At 50.1% G+C, this 21669-nt stretch carries 18 protein-coding genes; 1 reads left to right on the top strand and 17 read right to left on the bottom strand.

All coding sequences use genetic code 11. The features are described 5' to 3' along the window. Positions 1–50: 50 nt before the first annotated feature. Positions 51–650: a pyroglutamyl-peptidase I gene (gene pcp / locus LKD71_RS07430; RefSeq protein ID WP_227614940.1), complete on the top strand. Its 600-nt coding sequence runs from the start codon at positions 51–53 to the stop codon at positions 648–650. 63 nt (positions 651–713) lie between these two features. On the opposite strand, the gene LKD71_RS07435 is transcribed toward pcp, so the two are convergent. From LKD71_RS07435 to LKD71_RS07515, 17 genes are all read right to left on the bottom strand, one after another. Beyond that, on the bottom strand, positions 714–2744 hold the full coding sequence (locus tag LKD71_RS07435; protein ID WP_227614941.1) for a heavy metal translocating P-type ATPase: 2031 nt from the start codon (positions 2742–2744) through the stop codon (positions 714–716). 101 nt (positions 2745–2845) lie between these two features. Next, positions 2846–3163, bottom strand: coding sequence for a DUF6110 family protein (locus tag LKD71_RS07440; RefSeq protein ID WP_178045933.1), 318 nt, complete (start codon positions 3161–3163; stop codon positions 2846–2848). A 118-nt stretch (positions 3164–3281) separates the two neighbouring features. Beyond that, positions 3282–3572: a DUF2325 domain-containing protein gene (locus tag LKD71_RS07445; RefSeq protein WP_178045932.1), complete on the bottom strand. Its 291-nt coding sequence runs from the start codon at positions 3570–3572 to the stop codon at positions 3282–3284. Positions 3573–3937: 365 nt separating this feature from the next. After that, positions 3938–4207 carry a hypothetical protein gene (locus tag LKD71_RS07450; RefSeq protein WP_178045930.1) on the bottom strand — a complete coding sequence of 90 codons (270 nt, stop codon included), beginning with the start codon at positions 4205–4207 and terminating at the stop codon, positions 3938–3940. A 103-nt stretch (positions 4208–4310) separates the two neighbouring features. Further along, positions 4311–4631: a hypothetical protein gene (locus LKD71_RS07455; RefSeq protein ID WP_227614942.1), complete on the bottom strand. Its 321-nt coding sequence runs from the start codon at positions 4629–4631 to the stop codon at positions 4311–4313. Between the two features lie 18 nt (positions 4632–4649). Continuing rightward, positions 4650–5702: a 16S rRNA (cytosine(1402)-N(4))-methyltransferase RsmH gene (rsmH, locus tag LKD71_RS07460; RefSeq protein ID WP_178045928.1), complete on the bottom strand. Its 1053-nt coding sequence runs from the start codon at positions 5700–5702 to the stop codon at positions 4650–4652. Positions 5703–5715: 13 nt separating this feature from the next. Next, entirely contained in the window at positions 5716–6348 is a 633-nt protein-coding gene (locus LKD71_RS07465) for a hypothetical protein (protein WP_227614943.1), read from the bottom strand. A gap of 556 nt (positions 6349–6904) precedes the next feature. Next, positions 6905–8509, bottom strand: coding sequence for a hypothetical protein (locus tag LKD71_RS07470; protein ID WP_227614944.1), 1605 nt, complete (start codon positions 8507–8509; stop codon positions 6905–6907). Between the two features lie 131 nt (positions 8510–8640). Then, complete coding sequence (gene ppdK, locus LKD71_RS07475; protein ID WP_178045924.1) at positions 8641–11286, bottom strand: pyruvate, phosphate dikinase; 2646 nt, start codon at positions 11284–11286, stop codon at positions 8641–8643. A 117-nt stretch (positions 11287–11403) separates the two neighbouring features. Further along, positions 11404–12792, bottom strand: coding sequence for a glycine--tRNA ligase (locus tag LKD71_RS07480; protein ID WP_227614945.1), 1389 nt, complete (start codon positions 12790–12792; stop codon positions 11404–11406). Between the two features lie 16 nt (positions 12793–12808). After that, positions 12809–13507 (bottom strand): hypothetical protein, encoded by a 699-nt coding sequence (locus LKD71_RS07485; protein ID WP_227614946.1) that lies wholly within the window; start codon positions 13505–13507, stop codon positions 12809–12811. Positions 13508–13616: 109 nt separating this feature from the next. Continuing rightward, entirely contained in the window at positions 13617–14345 is a 729-nt protein-coding gene (gene recO / locus LKD71_RS07490; protein WP_227614947.1) for a DNA repair protein RecO, read from the bottom strand. After that, positions 14342–15256: a GTPase Era gene (gene era, locus LKD71_RS07495; RefSeq protein ID WP_227614948.1), complete on the bottom strand. Its 915-nt coding sequence runs from the start codon at positions 15254–15256 to the stop codon at positions 14342–14344. The genes recO and era overlap by 4 nt, the downstream gene beginning before the upstream one ends. Then, complete coding sequence (locus tag LKD71_RS07500; protein ID WP_227614949.1) at positions 15256–18186, bottom strand: insulinase family protein; 2931 nt, start codon at positions 18184–18186, stop codon at positions 15256–15258. The genes era and LKD71_RS07500 overlap by 1 nt, the downstream gene beginning before the upstream one ends. Before the next feature lie 150 nt (positions 18187–18336). Further along, positions 18337–19356, bottom strand: coding sequence for a cob(I)yrinic acid a,c-diamide adenosyltransferase (locus LKD71_RS07505; RefSeq protein WP_227614950.1), 1020 nt, complete (start codon positions 19354–19356; stop codon positions 18337–18339). 27 nt (positions 19357–19383) lie between these two features. Continuing rightward, positions 19384–20811 (bottom strand): rhamnulokinase, encoded by a 1428-nt coding sequence (locus LKD71_RS07510; RefSeq protein WP_178045586.1) that lies wholly within the window; start codon positions 20809–20811, stop codon positions 19384–19386. Between the two features lie 26 nt (positions 20812–20837). Beyond that, entirely contained in the window at positions 20838–21605 is a 768-nt protein-coding gene (locus LKD71_RS07515) for a DeoR/GlpR family DNA-binding transcription regulator (RefSeq protein ID WP_178045585.1), read from the bottom strand. Between the last annotated feature and the right edge of the window lie 64 nt (positions 21606–21669).

Here is a 21669-nt window from a genome sequence, read left to right on the forward strand (position 1 = left end):
TGACAGCCGCTGTAATTCCCGCTACGATAACAGAAGGAGGTGTTTTTCTCATGAAAATTCTGACCACCGGTTTTGCGCCTTTTGGCGGCGAGACCATCAATCCGTCCTATGAGGCGGTCCGTCTGCTCCCGGAAACCATCGGAGAGCACCGTATCACAAAGCTGGAACTTCCCGTCACCTTTGAAGGCACTCCCGCCCTGCTCGCAGAAAAGGTCCGCGCCCTGAATCCCGACGTTCTTATCTCCGTAGGGCAGGCAGGAGGCCGTCCCAACATCACGCTGGAACGCGTGGCCATCAATCTTATGGACGCCCGGATCCCCGACAATGACGGTTATTCCCCGGAGGATATTCCCGTGGAAAAAGACGGAGAGACAGCCTATTTCACGACGCTTCCCGTGAAAAAAATGATGGAAGCCATGAACGAAGCCGGGATTTCCACCAGCCTTTCCTACTCCGCCGGTTCCTATGTCTGCAACACCGTCATGTACGCCGGTCTTTATCTGGCCACCCATGAGTTTCCCGGTATGCGTTCCGGCTTTATCCATGTTCCATTTATCCCGGAACAACTCGAAGGAAAGAAAGAAGGCACGCCAGCCATGGAGCTCTCCATGATTGCAAAAGGGCTGGAAATCGCCATCAAGGCCCTGTAAACAAAGAAATCCCGGAAAAACCTTTTCTTACCTGGTCTTTCCGGGATTTTTTTCTTACTGTTTTTAAATATTCAGATTTCCCATGCTTTTCAGGCCGATGGCCAGAGTGGAAGTATTGTGAAGCAGGGCGGAAGTCGTCGGCATGATCACGCCGGCCACGCCCAGGGCGATGAGGCCTGCGTTGAAGCCTACGATGAAGCGATAGTTTCCGTGAATCCGTTTCATCAGGCCGTCGCTGATCTTCCGGAGAATCACAACCTCCTCTAGATTATCTGCTCCGATCGTGATATCGGCAATCTCACGGGCGATCTCTGCGCCATCTCCGATGGCAATTCCCACATCAGCCGCGGAAAGAGCCGGAGAATCGTTGATGCCGTCGCCAATCATGATCACCTTCCGGCCTTTGGATTTCTCTTTCTCCACAAAGCTTGCCTTGTCTTCCGGCAGCACTTCGGAATAATACTCGTCAACGCCAACCTTTGCCGCGATGGCTTTCGCCGTACGGTCGCTGTCTCCGGTCATCATGACGATCTTCTGGAAACCTACTTTTTTTAGGTTCTTAATGACGTCGCGAGCCTCCGGACGCAGCGGATCTTCGATACAGATCACGGCTGCCAGCCTGCCCTCGATAGCGAGATACAGGTGGGAATACTCCTCAGGAAGCTCTGCAAACCTCTGCTCCATGCCCTCAGGGATGACGCATTTTTCATCTTCAAAGACAAAATGATGGCTTCCGATGATGACTTTCTTCGTTGCAATGGTGGTGGAAATGCCGTGGGCCACGATATATTCCACTTTGGAATGCATTTCCTCGTGGGAAAGATTCTTTTCCTTTGCTGCGTTGACCACTGCTTTTGCCATAGAGTGCGGGAAATGCTCCTCCAGGCAGGCAGCGATACGAAGAAGCTCATCCTCGCTCTTCTCGCAGAAGGAAACAACCTTTGCAACGGTAGGTCTTGCCTTGGTCAGGGTACCTGTCTTATCAAAAACAATGGTGGAAGCCTCAGAAACCGCCTCCATGTATTTGCCGCCCTTGACTGTAATCTTGTGGGTGCTGGCCTGACGGATTGCAGACAGCACGGAGATCGGCATTGCAAGCTTCAGGGCGCAGGAGAAGTCTACCATCAGAATGGACAGGGCCTTGGTGGCATTTCTCGTCAGCAGATAGGTCAGAGCCGTTCCGCCCAAAGAATAGGGAACCAGACGGTCAGCCAGATGCTCGGCCTTGCTCTCCACACCGGATTTCAGTTTCTCGGACTCCTCGATCATCGTAACGATCTTGTCATAACGGCTGCTGCCGCCCACAGATTTCACTTGGATCGTCAGCTCGCCCTCTTCCACAACGGTTCCTGCATAAACGGAACTGCCCTCGGCTCTCCGTACAGCCACGGATTCACCGGTCAGGGAAGCCTGGTTGACCATAGCCTCGCCGGCTACTACGGTTCCGTCGAAGGGGATCACGGTTCCCATATGAATCACAAGCTGATCGTCCAGCTTCACATCGTTGGCGGAGATCTGAACTTCCTGACCGTCCGCCTGTTTCAGCCATACGGAACCTACATTTAAGGACATCGTACGCGCCAGATCTCCGACGGATTTCTTATGTGTCCACTCTTCCAGAAGTTCTCCAATTCCTAAAAGAAACATGATGGAAGCTGCGGTGTTTATATCGCCGCGGAAAACGGAAACGCCGATGGCCGTCGCGTCCAGGACCGGGACTTCGATCTTCCTTCGCCAGAGAGTCTTGACGCCTTTCCAGATGTACTTTGCGGACATAACCGTCGTATAGCAGGCTCTGATGGGTGCCGGAAGGAGAAACTTTCTTCCATAATGAAAGAGAATTTTGTTGATGAGTTTTTCCTGGTAACGGCTGTTCAGTTCTCTTCCGGAGTTCTCAATCACACCCTCCGGAGTTTCCACTTCATCATAATGGAAGCTCCGCAGAGCCTGGATCACAACCTCTCTGGGGCAGCTGTAGCGGATGGCCGCATCTGCTGTGCGGTCATAGACATTGGCTGACTCCACACCCGGAATCGTCTGCAGATAATAAAGCAGGGTATCGGCCTGCTCGTAACTCATTCTTTTCTGGGCCATATGAACTCTCATACGTCCCTTTATTTCGTGCTTAATCCGAAATTTCAACTGGCTCACTCCTTTAAAAACACCTGCAGAAAGCTCTGCAGGTGTCTTCTTTTTTACTCTTCTGTGGTCTCGGTCTCTTCTTTGAAATCAGTGGTGGTCTCGTCCTCTGCTGCATCCTCGAAGGCTTCCTCAGCAGCTGCGCGCTCCTCGTTGATTTCCTTTGCGCCCTCGTAAATATCAGTTGCGTTTTCCTGAACGGTGGTGACGGTCTTCATCACACACTCTTTCGCCCGGAGAACTGCTGCGGTGCAGTTGGTGTAAAGCTTCTTCGCATCCTTACTGGACAGTGCCTTGATTCCTGCTGTTCCGAAAAGAACGCCTGCTGCAAAGAGTCCCGGATTTTTCCAATTGATATCACTGAATTTTGCCATTTTTATGTACCTCCTGATATGTGATTGTTTTAGTGTCTTTGAAATTTAGGAGTTATTATATATCAGGATTCGACCAAATTTCAAGTTATTTTTCGTTTTTGATATTTTTTTTCATCTATCAGGCATTTGCCACGCAATACTCATCGAGAACAGTCTTCAGAGCCGCTGCACTGCTGGTATGAATTCTGGCGATGGGCACGTTGTTCCTCTTTGCCTCCTGAGCGGCAGTAATTACCATTTTATGGGAAACGGTATTGGTAAACAGGATCAGAAGATCCGGACAGCCGATCTTTTTTCTCACAGATCCGTGCTCCTTCGGGAATACCTTGGCCTTGCAGCCATAACATTTACAGATATCTGAATACTGACAAACCATTCTTTCATTTCCACCGATAATTACTACGCTCATAGATTCCTCCTGACTATTAGTTAGCTTGTTCTAACCTATATATTTAAAAATCGCGGCCGGAGTTCACTCCCGCCGCATACGTTAGTTTCTTCTAACCAAAATCATACCGGAATATTGTTTTTTTGTCAAGACAATTTATTGATAAAATGTGATCATTTTCCGGTAGTCCGATGGGGTATGGTTCATCACCCGACTGAAAAGCTGCTGAAAATTTGCCGGGGTTGGAATAGCCCACCCGCATCCCGATTCCCGCGATGCTCTCCTCCGTCTCGTACAGCTCCCGGAAAAGTTCCCTTGAGAGTATCATAGCACGCCGTTTTTGCTTTTTCCACCCCAAAACGGAACAAAATGCTCCAAAACGATTTTTATTTCTCCTTGAGCGCTTTCTCCAGCGCCTCAGTATCGAAGTGATCGAAGGAGATCTCACAGCCGCCTGCCTCACGGCTCAGAACGTTTACCGCATAGTACATGATATCCTTGTACTCTCCGTCAATGCTTTCCATACGCAGCATTTTCCGGTCATCCGTGAATGCCACTGCCTTTACGTCTTCTCTTGCAGCGAGCTCCTTTACAATCTGCTCTGCCTGTTCCTCTGTAATCGTCTTTGAAAGCCGATAATATCTGCCAATTACCATGATCCTTCATCCTTTCTTTTTTCCGCATAAAGACGCGGTTTACTGTTATTATAGCACGAATCCTCCGCCTGAGGCAGAGGATTGTTGAAAAATTTTCTCATTTTTATCCGTGGTACTCGCCGGTAGTGGAATCGACGATGGCGTAGGGAATGACTTTTCCATCCTTCTCCACATAAACCTGATAGATTCCGCTGCCAAGCTCTTCGTAATGATCCGGTTTTACCCCGCGCTCTTTCATCAGTACGGCTTCAAAAGTTGCCTTCCAGTCCGTTTTCACATCGATGATACCGGCAAATTCCGCTTCTGTCGTGCTCTCCGACTGGGTCTCCATCTCAGCCTCCGTGGTTTTTCCGCTGCAGGCGGTCAGGGACAAAACAACAGCCAGTACCAGAAATTCTGTCATCTTTCTCTTCTGTCTTCTCATCGTTTTTTTATTCCCGTCTTATGCTTTGATGGCCCAGCGCATTTTCGTAGAGCGGGCCCGGCCGTTTTGAACGCACTCCTGGGCTGAGGGACGAATCACGTCTTTGGCATAATCCGCGTAAATTCCGGCCTTATAGCCCTCCTTCAGCGCCTTTTTCACCAGCTTGTCCTCACCGGAATGGAAGGTAAGAATCGCTGCTCTTCCGCCGGGACGAAGAGCATCCGGAAGCTTCTCCATAAACTCATAGAGAACCTCGAACTCCCGGTTCACATCGATGCGGAGCGCCTGAAAGGTCCGCTGGCAAGTCTTTTTGATCGTGTCTTTTTTCTCTTTTTCCGGAAGGAAATCCAGCGTCTTCTCGATGACCTCCCGAAGGGCTGTGGTTGTGTCCATGGGATTGCCTTTCCGGATCTCGTCGGTGATGGCTTTGGCCAGCTCCTCGCAGTAGGGCTCGTCAGAGTTCTCATAGAGCATACCGGCCAGTTCATCCCGGGAAATGGTGCGAAGCCGCTCCGCCGCGCTGATGCCGCTCTCCTGATCCAGGCGAAGGTCCAGAGGGCCGTCCACCTTGAAGGAAAAACCCCGTTTCGGGTTGTCGATCTGCATGGAAGATACGCCCAAATCTGCCAGCAGAAAATCAAAGCCTCCCACCTCTCTGGCAATCTCATCAATCGTGCAGAAGTTCTGGAGCTTGATTGTCAGAATATCCTCGCCGAAACCCAGCTCTTCCAGCCGTTTTTTCGTCTTGGCGGCTTCCTCGTGGTCCACGTCTGTGGCATAGATATGGCCCTCTCCTTTTAAGCATTCCAGCATGGCTTTCGTATGGCCGCCGTAGCCTAATGTAGCGTCAAAACCAATCTCTCCCGGTTTAATCTCAAGGAAATCGATGATCTCCTTTACCATAATGGAAATGTGCATGCCCGCCGGCGTATTGCCCTTTTGGATCACATGCTGAATCGTGTCCTGATATTTTTCCGGCTGAAGTTCCTTATATTTTTCCTCAAATTTCTTCGGATATTTTCCTTTATAGCGCACCCGTCTCTTGTGGGGCTGCTGTGGTTCCTGTGTCATAATATACTCCTTTTTATTTAATCTGCGTCACTTCTGCCTGGAAGTCAGCAAAAGCTTCTTCAATCTCTTCCACGGAATCGTGCTGGAAATCGTCGTTCAGGATAATAATTCCATTGGCGCTCACGGTTCCGTCGTCGCCGAGAATAAAAGTGACTGCTATGGGCTTGCCGTCATCGTAGGTATAAATACAGATATTATTTTCTGTAATCTCCGGAGCCAAAAAAGTTTTTCCTGCGCTGCAGACACTTGCAGCTGCCAGCTCTACAGAGCTGCTGTATCCGCTGATCTGATAGACCATGGAAGTGAAAAGTTTACTTTTTACTATTTTTGCCAGTTCTTCTGAGAGATTGTTCAGAGCTCCAGCTTCATCCAAAGTTTTATAAAATGCATCTGACACCGTAACCTCATACACAGCCTCCGGCTCCGCCCACTCTGCCGTTCCCACTTCTTTCAACAGATTGCTCACATCCTCGCTGGCAGAATAGAGATTTACATAATCTTCGGAACGTACCGCATCTATCACAAGTTCCGCTATCTCTTTTCCTTTCTCATACAGAGTATCTTCCCCTGCTCCCTCCGCCTGACTCATACATACGCCGGCAGAAAGCAGCAGTCCACATGTAAATACCGCTAACCATTTTTTCATCTCTTTTGCCTCCTCAATGCTCCTAGTGTATTTCATCCTAACATGAAAGAGGGACTTTGTCATTCTTTTTTGACTTTTTATTTGAAGGCCTTTTTATTCGAGGGGACAGGCTGACCGCCTTTCCCTTAGAACAACTCTTTCTGCTTAAGGTCAAAAAATATGAGGCTTACGTCAGACTGGTGGGGTAAGACTATATGGCGGGAATGGATGGCGCTGGATATGGGGGTAACTCATTTAGAAATTTTAGAGGTTGAGGGCATGTGATTTTGAGGGTTGATTGACTTATTTTGAAGTTTTTGGGAGTTGCAGTCATGTGATTTCAGTGGGTTCATTGACTGCATTTGGGATTTTTAAGCTTTGCAGTCAATTAGAGCTTATAGAAGTTCTCCATCGCAGCATCTGAAAAGAGCTGTCGCACCAGAAATACTGGCGGACAGCTCCTTTTAATTTGCTATTGAATCTTTTTCAGCCAGGGCTTATACTGGTAAGTAAAATCATTTTTTAGCAAAAAAGGGAAGAGCTCCACAAAAAGCCTTCCCTTTTTCTATGCTATTTTCTATGCTACTTCTTCCATCGTTTCAGCAGTCTCCGTATCGGCTGGCTGCGGATTGAGCATATTCTCCACCGCACTTTCAAGCGTCAGTTTAAACTGAGAGACAAGGTCTTCCGGTACGCCTGCCGCAACTGCATTGGCGGCCAAGCTATCCCAGTTGACCGTCTTCAGATACTCCGTCAGATCATCCTCATCCTCAACAGAATAAACCGGCGTCACGGTATCAAGATCCGGAACTTCCACTTCCGCTGTATAGCCGCCGCGGATGGATAAGGTTGCCAGAGAAATTCCGGAAATTGTAAGGCTCAGATCCATTCTGCTTGTCCCAGCTGTCGAATCAGAAGTGAGATTGATCTCTGCTGCAAAGCTTGAAAGCATATTGGCTTCCTCATCTTCAGATCCATTCGTCGGTATCGTAAGTGTAAATTTACCATTATAGTAACCGGCTTTTTCCGGTTTTGTTTCCAGCTTCTCCACATGAACTGCCAGAGAGTCGGTTCCGTCTACCGTCAGTGTATAGTCTCCTGTCAGAAGGCCATTCTCCGTTGTTCCTGATCCTGTCAGGGCCACGGTGGAACCGTCAGACGCCAGTCCTATAAGAAGTCCTGAAGAACTGCCGGCGGAAGGCGCTTTCCAGACAAAAATCGGGTTTTCCTCTGTTCCCTCCACCGTTCCAAATTCACGACCTACTACCTTGTCCTCTCCATTTACCCATATTTTCGAGTAAATTGCTGTTGAGTTGTCAGCGGATTCATCTGCGGTCTCAACTTCTGAAAGCAGCTCATCCAGAGCATCCTGGAACTCTTTGTACTGCTCTTCTTTGCTGATGCCGGCTTCTGCGGCGCTGTCAAACAGACTCTTAATTTCTTTATCATCCCTGGCAGTTTCAGCAATCTGTCTGACCATCTCCATCGCATTTGCAGCTTTGATCTGGCCCTCATACATGGTACAGTCTTCACTGACACCCTCTTCTGAAACGTTTTCCTGTGCAGAGAGCCCATCCTCCATGTTATCGATTATCAGATGGCCATAGCGTCCCAGGAGAGAGCTCACGGTATCTTTATCCGGAAGAAGGATACTTAGATCAGAAAGAAGATTCATTGACTCTTTCAGAGAATTTGCGGACAAACCATTATCTAAATTCTGCATGGAAATCTGAAGATACCCGCCTGAAATATCCGGAACCTGCATATACTCCATCAGATTCTCCAGATCCACATACGCATTCAGATCACAAAGCCTGGAGTCATTCAGAAGCACCGCCATTTTCACTGCCTCCAGACCTTTCTGAATGGATACGCTTGTGTCCAGACTCACATTGTTAAGCCAGGACAAATCCATTCCTCCTGCCGCACTTCCAAGCAGAAGCTTTCCCGTATCTTCCAGCTTCAGGTCGATCACTGCCTTGGAACCCGTCAGCGCTTTCTGATAATTTTCCAGATAATCATTCCACAGAGAAGCTGTTCCCGCTACAAAATTATCATACGCCGCTGTCTCGGCCTCCCGATAGGAGCCTGCTGCCAATGCAGTATTTCCCCCCACTGTAACAAATGAAGCGGCAGTTGTAATTGCAATTGCCCTTTTCAGCAATTTCCTGCTATGATTCATAGAATAAATCCTCCTTCCTTTTCAGTTTATATTCTTTTTATTGGATTTTAACATATTTTTATGAAAGAATCAACTGATACAAAAACAGCCCCCGATATTTCTATCGGGAGCTGTCGTGTTTAAATCTTTAATTATTTAGCCTTCTTCTCAGCGATAGCTGCCTGAGCTGCTGCCAGACGAGCGATCGGTACACGGAACGGAGAGCAGGATACATAATCCAGGCCAATCTTGTGGCAGAACTCAACAGAGGAGGGATCTCCACCGTGCTCACCACAGATACCAACATGGAGCTTCGGATTAACCGGTTTTCCAAGTTTGATAGCCATCTCCATCAGTTTGCCTACACCAGTCTGATCCAGTTTTGCGAATGGATCGTTCTCGAAGATCTTGGTGTCATAGTAAGCATTTAAGAACTTACCAGCATCATCACGGGAGAAGCCGAAGGTCATCTGAGTCAGGTCGTTGGTACCGAAGCAGAAGAAGTCAGCCTCTTTAGCGATCTCGTCAGCGGTCAGAGCTGCACGCGGGATCTCGATCATGGTACCTACCTCGTACTCGAGATTGATGCCTGCTGCTGCAATCTCAGCGTCTGCTGTCTCAACAACAACTTTCTTAACATATTTCAGCTCTTTTACTTCGCAAACCAGCGGGATCATGATCTCCGGTTTTACAGTCCAGTCAGAGTGTTTCTTCTGAACATTGATAGCTGCACGGATAACAGCCTTGGTCTGCATCTTAGCAATTTCCGGATAGGTAACTGCAAGACGGCATCCACGATGACCCATCATCGGGTTGAACTCATGTAAGGAAGCGATGATGTTCTTGATGGTCTCAACAGATTTACCCTGAGATTTTGCCAGTTTCTCGATATCAGCTTCCTCAGTCGGAACGAACTCATGAAGAGGCGGATCCAGGAAACGGATGGTAACAGGGTTGCCCTCCAGAGCCTCGTACAGAGCCTCGAAGTCGCCCTGCTGATACGGCAGGATCTTCTCCAGAGCTGCTTCTCTCTCTTCAACAGTGTCAGAGCAGATCATCTCACGGAAAGCAGCGATTCTGTCTTCCTCGAAGAACATATGCTCGGTACGGCAAAGACCGATACCTTCTGCGCCCAGCTCACGAGCTTTCTTAGCATCTGCAGGAGTATCTGCATTTGTACGAACTTTCAGAGTTCTGAACTCATCAGCCCAAGCCATAACACGGCCAAACTCACCAGCGATTGTAGCATCTACAGTCTTGATTGCTCCGTCATAGATGTTACCGGTTGTACCATCGATGGAGATGTAGTCTCCCTCATGGAACTCTTTGCCAGCTAAGGTAAATTTCTTATTCTCTTCGTCCATAGCGATATCGCCGCATCCGGATACGCAGCAGGTACCCATACCACGAGCAACTACAGCTGCGTGAGAGGTCATACCACCACGAACAGTTAAGATACCCTGGGAAGCTTTCATACCAGTGATATCTTCCGGAGAAGTCTCAAGACGTACTAATACGACTTTCTCTCCTCTTGCGTTCCACTCTTCAGCATCCTCTGCTGTAAATACGATCTTACCGCAAGCAGCACCCGGAGAAGCACCAAGTCCTTTTCCGATCGGGGTAGCAGCTTTTAATGCAGCAGCATCGAACTGCGGATGAAGCAGAGTATCCAGGTTACGAGGATCGATCATAGCAACTGCCTCTTCCGGAGTCTTATGTCCCTCGTCTACCAGATCGCAAGCGATCTTCAGAGCAGCCGGAGCTGTTCTCTTACCGTTACGGCACTGAAGCATGTATAACTTCTTGTTCTCAACGGTGAACTCCATATCCTGCATATCATGATAATGGTTCTCCAGAGTCTCGCAAACTTTCAGGAACTCTGCATAAGCTTCCGGGAACTCTTTCTCCATCTGAGCGATGGGCATCGGAGTACGAACACCAGCAACTACATCCTCGCCCTGTGCATTGATCAGGAACTCACCCATCAGTTTGTTCTCACCTGTAGCCGGGTCACGGGTAAATGCAACACCGGTACCGGACTCGTTGTTTAAGTTACCGAATACCATCGGCATTACGTTAACTGCGGTACCCCAGGAATACGGGATATCGTTGTCACGACGGTATACGTTTGCACGCGGGTTGTCCCAGGAACGGAATACTGCTTCGATAGCCAGTTTTAACTGTTCAACAGGATCAGACGGGAAGTCTTTGCCCAGCTGATTCTTGTACTCAGCCTTGAACTGCTCTGCTAACTCTTTCAGGTCTGCAGCAGTCAGGTCGATATCGAATTTAACGCCTCTTTCTTCTTTCATCTTGTCGATGAGCTGCTCGAAGTATTTTTTACCAACTTCCATAACTACATCGGAGAACATCTGAATGAAACGTCTGTAGGAGTCGTATACGAAACGCTCGAAGGCCGGATCCGGATTTCCTTTGATCATTGCGTCAACTACTTCATCATTTAAACCAAGGTTTAAGATGGTGTCCATCATACCCGGCATGGAAGCTCTTGCACCGGAACGAACGGAAACCAGCAGCGGGTTCTTAAGATCGCCGAATTTCTTTCCGTTGATCTCTTCCATTTTCTTAACGCCTTCCATAGCCTGAGCCATGATCTCGTCGTTAATTTTACGTCCATCCTCATAGTACTGAGTACAAGCTTCTGTTGTAATTGTAAATCCCTGCGGTACCGGAAGTCCGATGCTTGTCATTTCTGCAAGGTTGGCACCTTTACCGCCAAGCAGGTTACGCATGGTCATGTCGCCTTCGCTAAACATATACACCCATTTGTTTGCCATTTTACCATTTCCTCCTAAACTGTATTTGTCGCACGGGCTAACCCCGTTCAAGGTCGCTGCCCAGATTGCAGCCGACCGCACACTATTATTTTATACATAAATCAGAGAAGAGTCAAGTTAAAATTCCATTTTCTTCTCGAAATAGGAAACGAGATCCTCGATCTTCACTCTCTCCTGCTCCATGGTATCACGGTCACGGACGGTGACTGCTCCGTCAGTCTCGGAATCGAAATCGTAGGTCACGCAGAACGGAGTTCCGATCTCATCCTGACGACGGTAACGTTTTCCGATGTTTCCGCGGTCGTCATATTCGCAGTTCCATTTTTTGCTCAGGGTCTCAAATACTTTTTCTGCGCCCTCGTTGAGCTTCTTGGAAAGGGGAAGCACACCGATCTTCACAGGAGCCAGAGCCGGATGGAAATGAAGCACGGTTCTCACATCGCCGCCCTCCAGCTCTTCCTCGTCGTAAGCGCTGCAGAGGAAAGCCAGAACCACGCGGTCAGCTCCCAGAGAGGGCTCAATAACATAAGGAATGTATTTTTCCTTGGACTCATCGTCGAAATAGCTCATATCCTGGCCGGATACGTTCTGATGCTGGGTCAGGTCGTAATCGGTACGGTCAGCGATGCCCCAGAGTTCTCCCCAACCAAACGGGAACAGGAACTCGATATCGGTGGTACCTTTGCTGTAGAAGCAGAGCTCCTCGGGAGAATGGTCGCGGGCACGCATCTCATCGTCTTTGATACCCAGATTCTTCAGCCAGTCAATGCAGAACTGACGCCAGTACTGGAACCAGTCAAGGTCTGTTCCCGGTTTGCAGAAGAACTCCAGCTCCATCTGCTCGAACTCTCTGGTACGGAAAGTGAAGTTACCCGGAGTGATCTCGTTACGGAAGGATTTACCGATCTGGCCGATTCCGAAGGGAACTTTCTTTCTGGAAGTTCTCTGTACGTTCTTGAAGTTTACGAAGATACCCTGTGCGGTTTCCGGACGGAGATATACGGTGTTCTTCGCATCCTCGGTGACACCCTGGAAGGTCTTGAACATCAGGTTGAACTGACGGATGTCTGTGAAATTGTGTTTGCCGCAGGAGGGGCAGGGAATCTTGTGCTCGTCGATGAAGCCCTTCATCTCTTCCTGGCTCCAGGCATCCACGGAATTCTCCAGCTGGATATCGTTGTCTGCACAGAAGTCCTCGATAAGCTTGTCTGCACGGAAACGCTCATGGCATTCCTTACAGTCCATCAGAGGATCTGAGAAACCGCCCAGATGACCGGAAGCAACCCAGGTCTGGGGATTCATAAGAATCGCGCAGTCCACACCTACATTGTAGGGATTTTCCATGATAAATTTTTTCCACCATGCGCGTTTTACGTTATTTTTCAACTCCACGCCCAGGTTTCCATAATCCCAGGTATTTGCAAGTCCGCCGTAGATCTCGGAACCCGGATAAACAAAACCTCTGGATTTTGCAAGTGCCACGATTTTGTCCATTGTTTTTTCCATGTTTTATCAGTCTCCTTTATTCATATAAAATGTAAGCCAGTGCGGCTGTACTTCCTTCAGTTTCTTTCTCCTGGCCGCTGTTGACTGGGGAAAGAGAGATCGCGCCGTCGGCCGTGGTCTCCGGCTCTTCTGTCTCGCCGGCAGCCTCCGTTTCTGAAAGAACTCTTGCAGTTTTCTTTCCTGTGATCTCCACATTATCGCTGGCATAAACGATATTTCCAGGAACCGTCACAAGGATGGGCTCCGTCAGAATCACGATGCCATAGTTATAGCTGTTCAGGATGTCGTTTCCGGTCACATCCGTGGCCGTCACCTGTCCTTTTTCCACACTCTGGAATTTCCCGGCAAAATCATAGCCGGCCTGATAAGCCTCCAGCACGTCGCCGGTAAAGAGCGTCACGTTGTTGAATTTGGAATAATCGTTTCCCGTCGCATAGCTCATCGTAAGCTCCGCGTTCTGATCCTTCACCTCGAATTTCTTCTTCTTGACGTTTTCCGTGCCGCCGGCCGTATTGTAATCCAGAATAGCCTGGTCGATGCTGGCTTCCAGTTCCTCTGAGCTGTAATAGTCCTTGTCAAAGGATTCTTTTACATAGGAAACCACCTGACCCTTATTATCCACCGAAATGGCTGTCTCCTCCGGTTCAAATTTTTCACAGCCGGAGAGCAGCCCCATTATGAGAACTGCCAGTCCCAGAACTTTTCCTTTTCTCATGGGAACCTCCTACATCTGCTTTGTCCGGAAATGCTTTTTTCACCTCTTCGGACTCATATAGCGTTTTATTTTACCACGGAATTTCCCGCTTGTAAAGCGGGTCCGTGAGCTAAATCAGCATCTCCAGGGAATGAAAGGTGTGGTCCACCCACTTCTTCCGGAACCGATCCATGATCCACTGGATTTCCTCCAGCACCTCCTCCGACACTGTAAAGGCAAAAAGCCGGTTCAAGGGGGCGCTGATGATGTACTGCATCGCGTAGACGGTGGAAGTCTCCACTCTCCTGCCCTCCCCGGGCGCACAGGTCTCACAGAGAAAGCCGTTTCTCCCTAAAGAAAAGCGGTTCAGATGCTCCGTAGTACCGCAGCAGGCACAGTGAAAAGCCTCCGGATACTCGCCGTTTAAGACCAGAACCCGGAGCTCATAGACGTAACGCACCAGTTTTTTCGGCTGCTGCTTCCGGATCATGGCCCGGAGCGCCGCATAGAGAAGCTTCAAAAGCTCCGGCTCCCCTTCGCCCTCCCGGCTGTAATAATCCGCCAGCTCCAGAAAATAGAAACCGTACATGGCGGACTCGTAATCCTCGGTGATCTCCCGGAAATACTGCTGGATCTCCGCCTGCACCAGCCGGTAGGTTCCCCGGCCCTCGTAGCAGGAAAACTCTCCGAAGGCAAAAGGGCTGGCCGCCGCCAGAAGGGGGCTGTTCTGCCTCCGAACACCCTTGGCAAAGGCGGTGATCTTTCCACATTCCTTTGTCAGGATCACCACCCGTTTATCATACTCGCCCGCCGGAGCTGCCAGAAGCACGATGCCGGTGAGCTTTAAAAGATCATTCATTGCAGATCCTTCTTGTTATATCCAAAGTTTTTCATGAGGAAATCGCTGTCCCGCCAGTCCTTTTTCACCTTCACCCAGAGCTTCAGGTTGACCTTCATCTCCAGCATGTTCTCGATATCGTACCGGGCCTGGCTGCCGATCTTTTTCAGCATCTGGCCGCCTTTTCCGATGATGATGCCCTTGTGGGAATCCCGCTCGCAGATAATCGTGGCGTCAATATCCATAACAGAGCCGTTGGTTCCCTCCCGCTCTTTCATCTGGTCGATGGCCACCGCGATGCCGTGAGGAATCTCCTCATCCAGGCAGCGGAGAGCCTTTTCCCGGATCATCTCAGCGACGATCTGGCGCTGGGGCTGGTCCGTGATCGTGTCCTCGTCGTAGAAGCAGGGACCATAGGGCAGATATTTGAAAATGCAGTCCAGAAGCGTGTCAAGATTCCGGGAACGAAGAGCGGAAACCGGCACGATATCAGCGAAATCGCAGATCTTCCGGTACTCGTCGATGAAGCCCGGAACGTCCTCTTTTTTCACGGTGTCAATCTTGTTAATAACCAGAATCACCGGCGTTTTGCTTTTTCTCATGCGCTCGGCGATATGCTTTTCACCGGCCCCGATGAAATGGGTCGGCTCCACGAGCCAGAGCACCACGTCCACCTCGTTTAAGGTGCGTTCTGCCACCTGAACCATGTATTCGCCCAGCTTGTTTTTCGCCTTGTGAATGCCCGGCGTGTCCAGGAACACGATCTGGCCCTTTTCTCCGGTGTAAACGGTCTGGATCCTGTTTCTGGTGGTCTGGGGTTTATTGGAAGTTATGGCGATCTTCTGGCCGATGAGATGGTTCATCAGCGTGGATTTTCCCACGTTCGGCCGTCCGATCAGAGTCACAAAACCGGATTTTACTTGTTTTTCCATCAGCATTCCTCACCGCCGATCAGGGGCTTGAGCTCCCCGAACAGCTCTTTTTCTTTCTTCATCCGCTCTTCTCCGCCCAGGGCGCAGATGCTTCCTGTCTTCAGGATCGCTTCCATATAGGGAGCCAGCTTCTGAATGTCCTCTTCTGTAGCGGAAAGGATCTCGTCTCTTTCTCTCTGTACCTCTTCCCGGGTGATGTGGGCCAGCCAGGCCGTCATGGAACGGAGGCCTTTGCTTCTCGGTGTCAGCGGCGTATCTAGCTCGCTGATGGTTCCGATGACATATTTTGTCATGTCCCGCTCGTCCACATGGAAGTTCTTCACATAATCGGTGACACCCTCGTAGATCTCGTTGGTGGCTCCAAGATTCGGGTCGCGGTAGGAGGCAAAATAGGAATCTCCCATGACGCCGAAGCCGCTCATGCAGCCGTAGGCGCCGCCTTTGACACGAATGTTGATCCAGAGATAATCATAGCTTAAAGCCACTTTCAGGATACGCAGAGCTCCTGTGTAGGGAAGGCCCGCTTTCCGGTAGTTTCCGGTCCGCGCCACAAACTGCACCTGGCCTGCAGTGAGGAAGCCCTCATTTTTCTGGCCCAGTGCCATATGAAGGGGCGGAAGCTCTGCCGCTCTGGTTTCCAGCTTCTCCTTCAGATTCAGGGAAAGCTTTTTCACGGAAGTATAATTTTCTTCCTCGCAGGTCACGCTCACAAGAAGGGTATCCTGACGGAACAGAAGACCCATGAGGTGTTTCAGTTTCTCCACAAGCTCACCTTTACGCTCCTCAAAATGTGCCTCCAGATCCTCGATGAGCTTATAATAACCGATACCGCTTAACGCATCACTGTAGCCGTAAGGCTCGGAAGTATAAGCAAGGGCCCGGCCCACAGCGGTCTGATGGCCTGCTGCGCTCAAGCGCTCCTGCAGAGTAGATTTCTGCTCGCTGATGATCTCATAGAGACGGCGGGTGTCGTCGAGACGGCTCCGGAGCAGGATTTCCTCGATCATGGAGAAGGCGAAGGGCATTTTTTCAGCAAGGGCTTTGGCCCGGATGCCGAACATGGTCCGGTAGGAGCCGGCCTCCCTATGATCCTGGATCACCTGGGCGTTGGCATAGATACCGCCGGTCTCGATGTTGATCTCACTGAAAAGCTCTCCATATTTATAGTTTTCCGTATCGATAAAGCCCAGCACCGACTTCAAAAGGCCTGCATAGGGAATATACTCGGCGGGAACGTATTTCATATCAAAGAGAAGGTCCAGATAGCAGACGCCGTTGGTCACATAATCGTGGCGGACGAAGGTCGTTCCCTCCGCCTGCTCCTCGAGGTTACTGACGGTGTAGGCTTCTTTTCCGATATCCTCCCGTTTCAGCATCGGGATAGCCTCCAGCTCTTCTTTCGTGGACGGGGTCTCCTGGAAACGGTGAAGGCTCTCGGTCTTCTCCACCAGAGCCTGTCTTTCCTCCTCGGTAAGGCTCTCCTTGTAGGCGGCAAGCTTCTTCGCCAGCTCCTCCTCCATCCGGTCGTTGAGTCCTTTCTCCGGCTCGATGACTACCAGGGAGGTATGCGGATTGTTCAGGAGGCCATCACGGATCAGATCCTCATAGTAACCAGTGCCCACCTGTTTTTTCAGGAAATCGAAAACGGCCAGCTGTTTGAGATAGCCGAAGGGACAGTTGTCATCATAAAGCCAGGTATCCATCATATCGATGCCGTACATCAGTCCTTTCGGGAAAGAACCGAAATCGGCCTCACGGAAACGGAACTCGGAGGAATTGATACCAGCCATCAGAGATTTCTGATCCAGGCCCTCTGCCACGATGCGCTCCAGCTCTTCCCGGATCACCCGGACGAAACGGTCTTTATCCTCCGCATTGGCATATTTTGCCGTGATGCTGAATACCGGCTGCATCGTGCCGCTGTCATAGGAACCGCTGATATCCTTTCCGAGGCCTGCGTCGAGAAGCGCCTGTTTCAGGGGAGCCCCCGGGGCAGAAAGGAGAACGTACTCAATGACCGCATAGGCGTTGGCCTTCTCCACATCCAGACTGCTGCCGATGGCTGCGTTGAAGGAAAGGTAAGTGTTATCCTCTTCGGAATCTGCTGTGGAAATGGAATATTTTCCGATCTCCGTATGCATCTCCTCGAATTTTTCCGGAAGAACAATCTTTGAAGGCACCTCGATGGCATCAAAGGCAGAAAGATACTCCCGGTCCAGATATTCCAGTCGTTCCTGCATATCCACATTTCCGTAAATGTAGATATAGCTGTTAGCCGGATGATAATAAGTCCGATGGAAATCCAGAAACTCCTCGTAGCTAAGGTCCGGGATGCAGGCCGGATCTCCGCCGGACTCCACGCCGTAGGTGGAATCCGGGAACAGGGAATTGAGAATCTTCCGGTCCAGAATGTCCTCCGGTGAGGAGAAGGCTCCCTTCATCTCATTATAGACCACGCCATTGTAGATCAGCTGGTCTTCCGGGCTTTTCAGCTCATAGTGCCAGCCCTCCTGCCTGAAAATTTCTTCTCTCTTATAGATATTCGGGTAAAAAACCGCATCCAGATAAACGTCCATCAGGTTTTTGAAATCCTGTTCATTGCAACTGGCAACGGGATACATGGTCTTGTCAGAATAGGTCATGGCGTTCAGAAACGTGTTCAGGGACCCTTTGACCAGTTCCACAAAGGGATCCTTGGACGGATATTTCCGGCTGCCGCAGAGAACGCTGTGCTCCATGATATGAGGCGTTCCCTTGCTGTTCACGGGAGTGGTGCGAAAAGCGATATGGAATACTTTATTTTCATCGTCGTTCAGCACCACAGCCACCCGGGCGCCGGATTTTTTATGGTGGAAAAGATAACCGGCAGAATGAATATCCGGCAGCTCCTCCTGTAACACCAGCTCATAAGTGTCTGGATAATTGATCATACTGTTACCTCCGCTGTATGCTCTTATTTTTCTTTCACCGGGCAAAAATGCCCGCACTATCGTTGTCAGTATATCAGACTTTCCAGAAAAGTGCAAAGAAAAACCTCCGGGCGGAAATTTTGTAAAAATCCCCCGAAGGTTCTCGTATTTTTATAAGATTTCCGGAAGGACGGACAGTCCGTACTCTGCCAGAGAATGGTCTTCCTCACCGGTGCCGCCGCTGATTCCCAGGCCTCCGATGATCCGGCCATCGACCTTCAGCGGAATGCCGCCGCCGAAAATGACGATCTTTCCGCCGTCCATCTTGTCCACCCCGTAGAAGGTGCCGCCGGGCTGGGCCAGGACGCTCAGCTCTTTCGTGGACATTTTCACGGCCACAGAAGTGTAGGCCTTCTTCATTGCCACGTCAAAGCTTACGAGGAAAGCGCCGTCCATGACGTGAACGGAGATCGGATTTCCCTCGGGCCCGCAGACGGCGATCACCGCCTGTTTGCCGCGGCGTCTGGCCTCCTCCTCGATCTTCTCAGTCAGCTTCTTCGCTGTCTCCAGATTGATCTTCCGGTTGTCGTTGACCCTTCTTAAGATCTCTTCGATCAAAGCGTTGTTTTTCTCTGTCATCTCGGTCTCCTTCTGAGGCTTCAAAACCGGTTTTTCTTCCGGAAGCTCTGTCTCCTCCGCCTCCATGGACCGGGCCAGAACATAGAGGTAATCTCCCAGCCGGTTCATGTATTTTTTCGCCATGGCATCGGAGCCAAACTTGATGCTGACCGTGGAAAGACGTCTCTCTGCCCTTCTGGCAACGGATCTGGCTACAGACACTCTGGCAGAAAGACGATTTCCCCCCGGAAGGGCTTCTTCTTTTCCGGCCGGAAGCGTTTCCCGTATGGCATCGATCTCCGCCTCCAGTTTCTCCACAGCTCCCTCTTCCAGACGGTTTTTCCGGTTGTGAGGATCCTCGGTCAGGGCAACGACAGCCAGGAGGTCTTTCTGAATAGCCTCCAGCAGGGTCTTTTCCCGGCCGGGACTCAAGTCTGCCTTCACAAGGCCCAGATGGCTGATGAGCTCATCTAGGGTCCCCAAAAGTTCGATCCGGTCGTCCGATTTTGGAATACTGGGGCCATGGACCAGGCTGGTCATGCCGCCGTCTCCGTTTTTGGTATAGATATTCATAGATCCGTCTCCTTTGTGAAGAATCCGTTATGCTTCCGGCATATGGATCTCCTGGGGGAAGGAATTGCTGATGATCTTTCTTCCTTCCTCTCTGTCTTTGATCGCGCCCAGAGCTTTGAGCTGCATCGTGATATTTCCGAGAACAGAACCCTCGATGGGACCTGCTACGACTTTCTTTCCGGTGTTCTTCGCGGTAAGCTCGCAGAGGAGTTTATCCTGGATGCCGCCGCCTACCATGTTGATGCAGGGAACGTTCTTACCGGTGAGGTGCTCCAGCTCTCTTACGACTTTGCCGTACTCCTGGGTCAGGCCGTTGTAAATCGCCATGGCGATCTCTCCCAGGCCCTCCGGTGTGCCCTGACCGTGCTCCTCGCAGTAACCGATGACTTCCTTCATCATATTGTAGGGAGCGGTAAATCTCGGGTCATTCGGATCGATGACAAAGTCTTTTCTTGCTGCCTCTCTGGAAGCCCTGATGATATCCGGGAAGGAAACCTCTCCCTCGAATTCACACCAGTTTTTCCGGAGGTTCTGCATGATCCAGAGACCGTTGATGTTTTTCAGGTAGCGGATCTTGCCCTCTACGCCGCCCTCGTTGGTGTAGTTGTATTTGAAGGACTCGTCGGTCAGAATCGGCTCGTCCAGCTCCATTCCCATAAGGGACCAGGTCCCGCAGCTTAAGAATACGGCATCCTTGTCGAACAGCGGTGTGCCTGCCACAGCGGAAGCGGTATCATGGCTTCCAACAGCGATGACTTTCACACCGGAAAGACCGGTCTCCTCTGTCACCTCCGGAAGAAGGTCGCCGATGATCGTTGCGGGCTGTACCAGCTCACCGAAGATATCGGTGCGAAGACCTGCTCTCTTGATGAGGTCGAAATCCCAGTCGCGGGTCTTTGCATTCAGAAGCTCGCCAGTGCTGGCCATCGTGTACTCGTTGTATTTCTTTCCGGTCAGAAGATATCCGAAGAGCTCTGGCATAAAGAGCAGACGGTCTGCTTTCTCATAGATGTCCGGACGCATTTTCTTATCCGCATAGAGCTGGAAAATTGTGTTGAAGTTCATGAACTGGATACCGGTGGAAGCATAGATCTCTTTTAACGGAACGATCTTGCCCACCTCGTCGATAACGCCGATTGTGCGGTCGTCACGGTAGTTGATGGGGTTTCCGATGATGTTTCCGTCTTTGTCCAGCAGCGCGTAATCCACTCCCCAGGTATCGATAGCCAGACTCTTGATCGGAAGCTTTCTGGCTGCCGCTTTTTTCAGTCCCTGTTTCAGTTCGTGATACAGGCGGAAGGTATCCCAGTAAAAGTTCTTGCCGATACGCACCGGATCATTGGAAAAACGGTGCAGCTCCTCCAGTTCAATTTTTCCATCTGCATATTTGCTCAGGATCATACGACCGCTTGACGCTCCAAAGTCAAAGGCCAGATTGTAAATTGTCTCTCCCATTTTGTTTACCTCTCCATTTTTTGTATTTATTCGGCTCCTGTGATCAGACGGATGCCTCTTTTTTCCAGGCAGTCCACCCATTCCTTTTTCGGGGTTTTATCCAGGACCAGAATATCCCCCTCTGATAAATCCATCACCTTCACAAAAAAGACGTGCTCCAGTTTACTGGTATCCGCCGCCAGGATTGTGGTCCGGGCACAGTTGTGCATGCAGTTCTTCACATCTGCTTCCATCTCATGGGAATCCGTAACCCCTTTTGCGAGATCGATTCCCTTGCAGGAAAGAATGGCTTTATCCACATAGTATTTCTCCAGCACATCCTGCGCCATCTTGCCCACCAGCGACAGGGAAGAATCCCTTAAGGTTCCGCCGGTGGATATGACCTTGATACCTTCACAGCCGGAAAGCTCAATAAGAACCTCCACAGAATTGGTTATCACCGTCAGCTTTTTCTTCTTTTTCAGCTCCTGGGCAATCATCAAAGATGTGGAAGAACTGTCCAGCATAATGCTCTCCCCGTCCTCAATCAGAGAAGCGACGGTCTGAGCAATCTTCTGTTTTTCCTTCCGGTTTGTCTTTTCACGGATTTTCAGAGGCATGTCGATTGTGCTGTTTTTATTCAGGACTGCGCCGCCGTAGGTCTTTTTCACAAAGCCCTCTTTTTCCAGCTTCTCCAGGTCCCTGCGGATGGTTTCCTCCGTCACCTGGTAGCGGGTGCTCAGCTCTGCCACCAGCACTCTTTGTTCCTTTTGCAGAATCGATAGAATTTCGTTTTTCCGCTCAATGGCCAGCATTAAAATCGCCTCCCTCTTGTAGCTTTCATTATACTACAGGAAGGAGGCGTATTACAAGTTGTTT

The organism is Fusicatenibacter faecihominis (genome assembly GCF_020686945.1).
Lineage (GTDB): Bacteria > Bacillota > Clostridia > Lachnospirales > Lachnospiraceae > Limivivens > Limivivens faecihominis.

What these genes read in the sequence shown, in the direction of transcription:
- LKD71_RS07455 (WP_227614942.1), bottom strand. Translation starts at nt 4,631, where the DNA reads ATGAGAAGACAGAAGAGAAAGATGACAGAATTTCTGGTACTGGCTGTT.
- recO (WP_227614947.1), bottom strand. Translation starts at nt 14,345, where the DNA reads ATGAATGATCTTTTAAAGCTCACCGGCATCGTGCTTCTGGCAGCTCCG.
- LKD71_RS07435 (WP_227614941.1), bottom strand. Translation starts at nt 2,744, where the DNA reads ATGGCCCAGAAAAGAATGAGTTACGAGCAGGCCGATACCCTGCTTTAT.
- LKD71_RS07440 (WP_178045933.1), bottom strand. Translation starts at nt 3,163, where the DNA reads ATGGCAAAATTCAGTGATATCAATTGGAAAAATCCGGGACTCTTTGCA.
- LKD71_RS07505 (WP_227614950.1), bottom strand. Translation starts at nt 19,356, where the DNA reads ATGAATATCTATACCAAAAACGGAGACGGCGGCATGACCAGCCTGGTC.
- LKD71_RS07465 (WP_227614943.1), bottom strand. Translation starts at nt 6,348, where the DNA reads ATGAAAAAATGGTTAGCGGTATTTACATGTGGACTGCTGCTTTCTGCC.
- LKD71_RS07450 (WP_178045930.1), bottom strand. Translation starts at nt 4,207, where the DNA reads ATGGTAATTGGCAGATATTATCGGCTTTCAAAGACGATTACAGAGGAA.
- LKD71_RS07470 (WP_227614944.1), bottom strand. Translation starts at nt 8,509, where the DNA reads ATGAATCATAGCAGGAAATTGCTGAAAAGGGCAATTGCAATTACAACT.
- pcp (WP_227614940.1), top strand. Translation starts at nt 51, where the DNA reads ATGAAAATTCTGACCACCGGTTTTGCGCCTTTTGGCGGCGAGACCATC.
- LKD71_RS07515 (WP_178045585.1), bottom strand. Translation starts at nt 21,605, where the DNA reads ATGCTGGCCATTGAGCGGAAAAACGAAATTCTATCGATTCTGCAAAAG.
- LKD71_RS07500 (WP_227614949.1), bottom strand. Translation starts at nt 18,186, where the DNA reads ATGATCAATTATCCAGACACTTATGAGCTGGTGTTACAGGAGGAGCTG.
- ppdK (WP_178045924.1), bottom strand. Translation starts at nt 11,286, where the DNA reads ATGGCAAACAAATGGGTGTATATGTTTAGCGAAGGCGACATGACCATG.
- LKD71_RS07445 (WP_178045932.1), bottom strand. Translation starts at nt 3,572, where the DNA reads ATGAGCGTAGTAATTATCGGTGGAAATGAAAGAATGGTTTGTCAGTAT.
- LKD71_RS07485 (WP_227614946.1), bottom strand. Translation starts at nt 13,507, where the DNA reads ATGAGAAAAGGAAAAGTTCTGGGACTGGCAGTTCTCATAATGGGGCTG.
- rsmH (WP_178045928.1), bottom strand. Translation starts at nt 5,702, where the DNA reads ATGACACAGGAACCACAGCAGCCCCACAAGAGACGGGTGCGCTATAAA.
- LKD71_RS07510 (WP_178045586.1), bottom strand. Translation starts at nt 20,811, where the DNA reads ATGGGAGAGACAATTTACAATCTGGCCTTTGACTTTGGAGCGTCAAGC.
- LKD71_RS07480 (WP_227614945.1), bottom strand. Translation starts at nt 12,792, where the DNA reads ATGGAAAAAACAATGGACAAAATCGTGGCACTTGCAAAATCCAGAGGT.
- era (WP_227614948.1), bottom strand. Translation starts at nt 15,256, where the DNA reads ATGGAAAAACAAGTAAAATCCGGTTTTGTGACTCTGATCGGACGGCCG.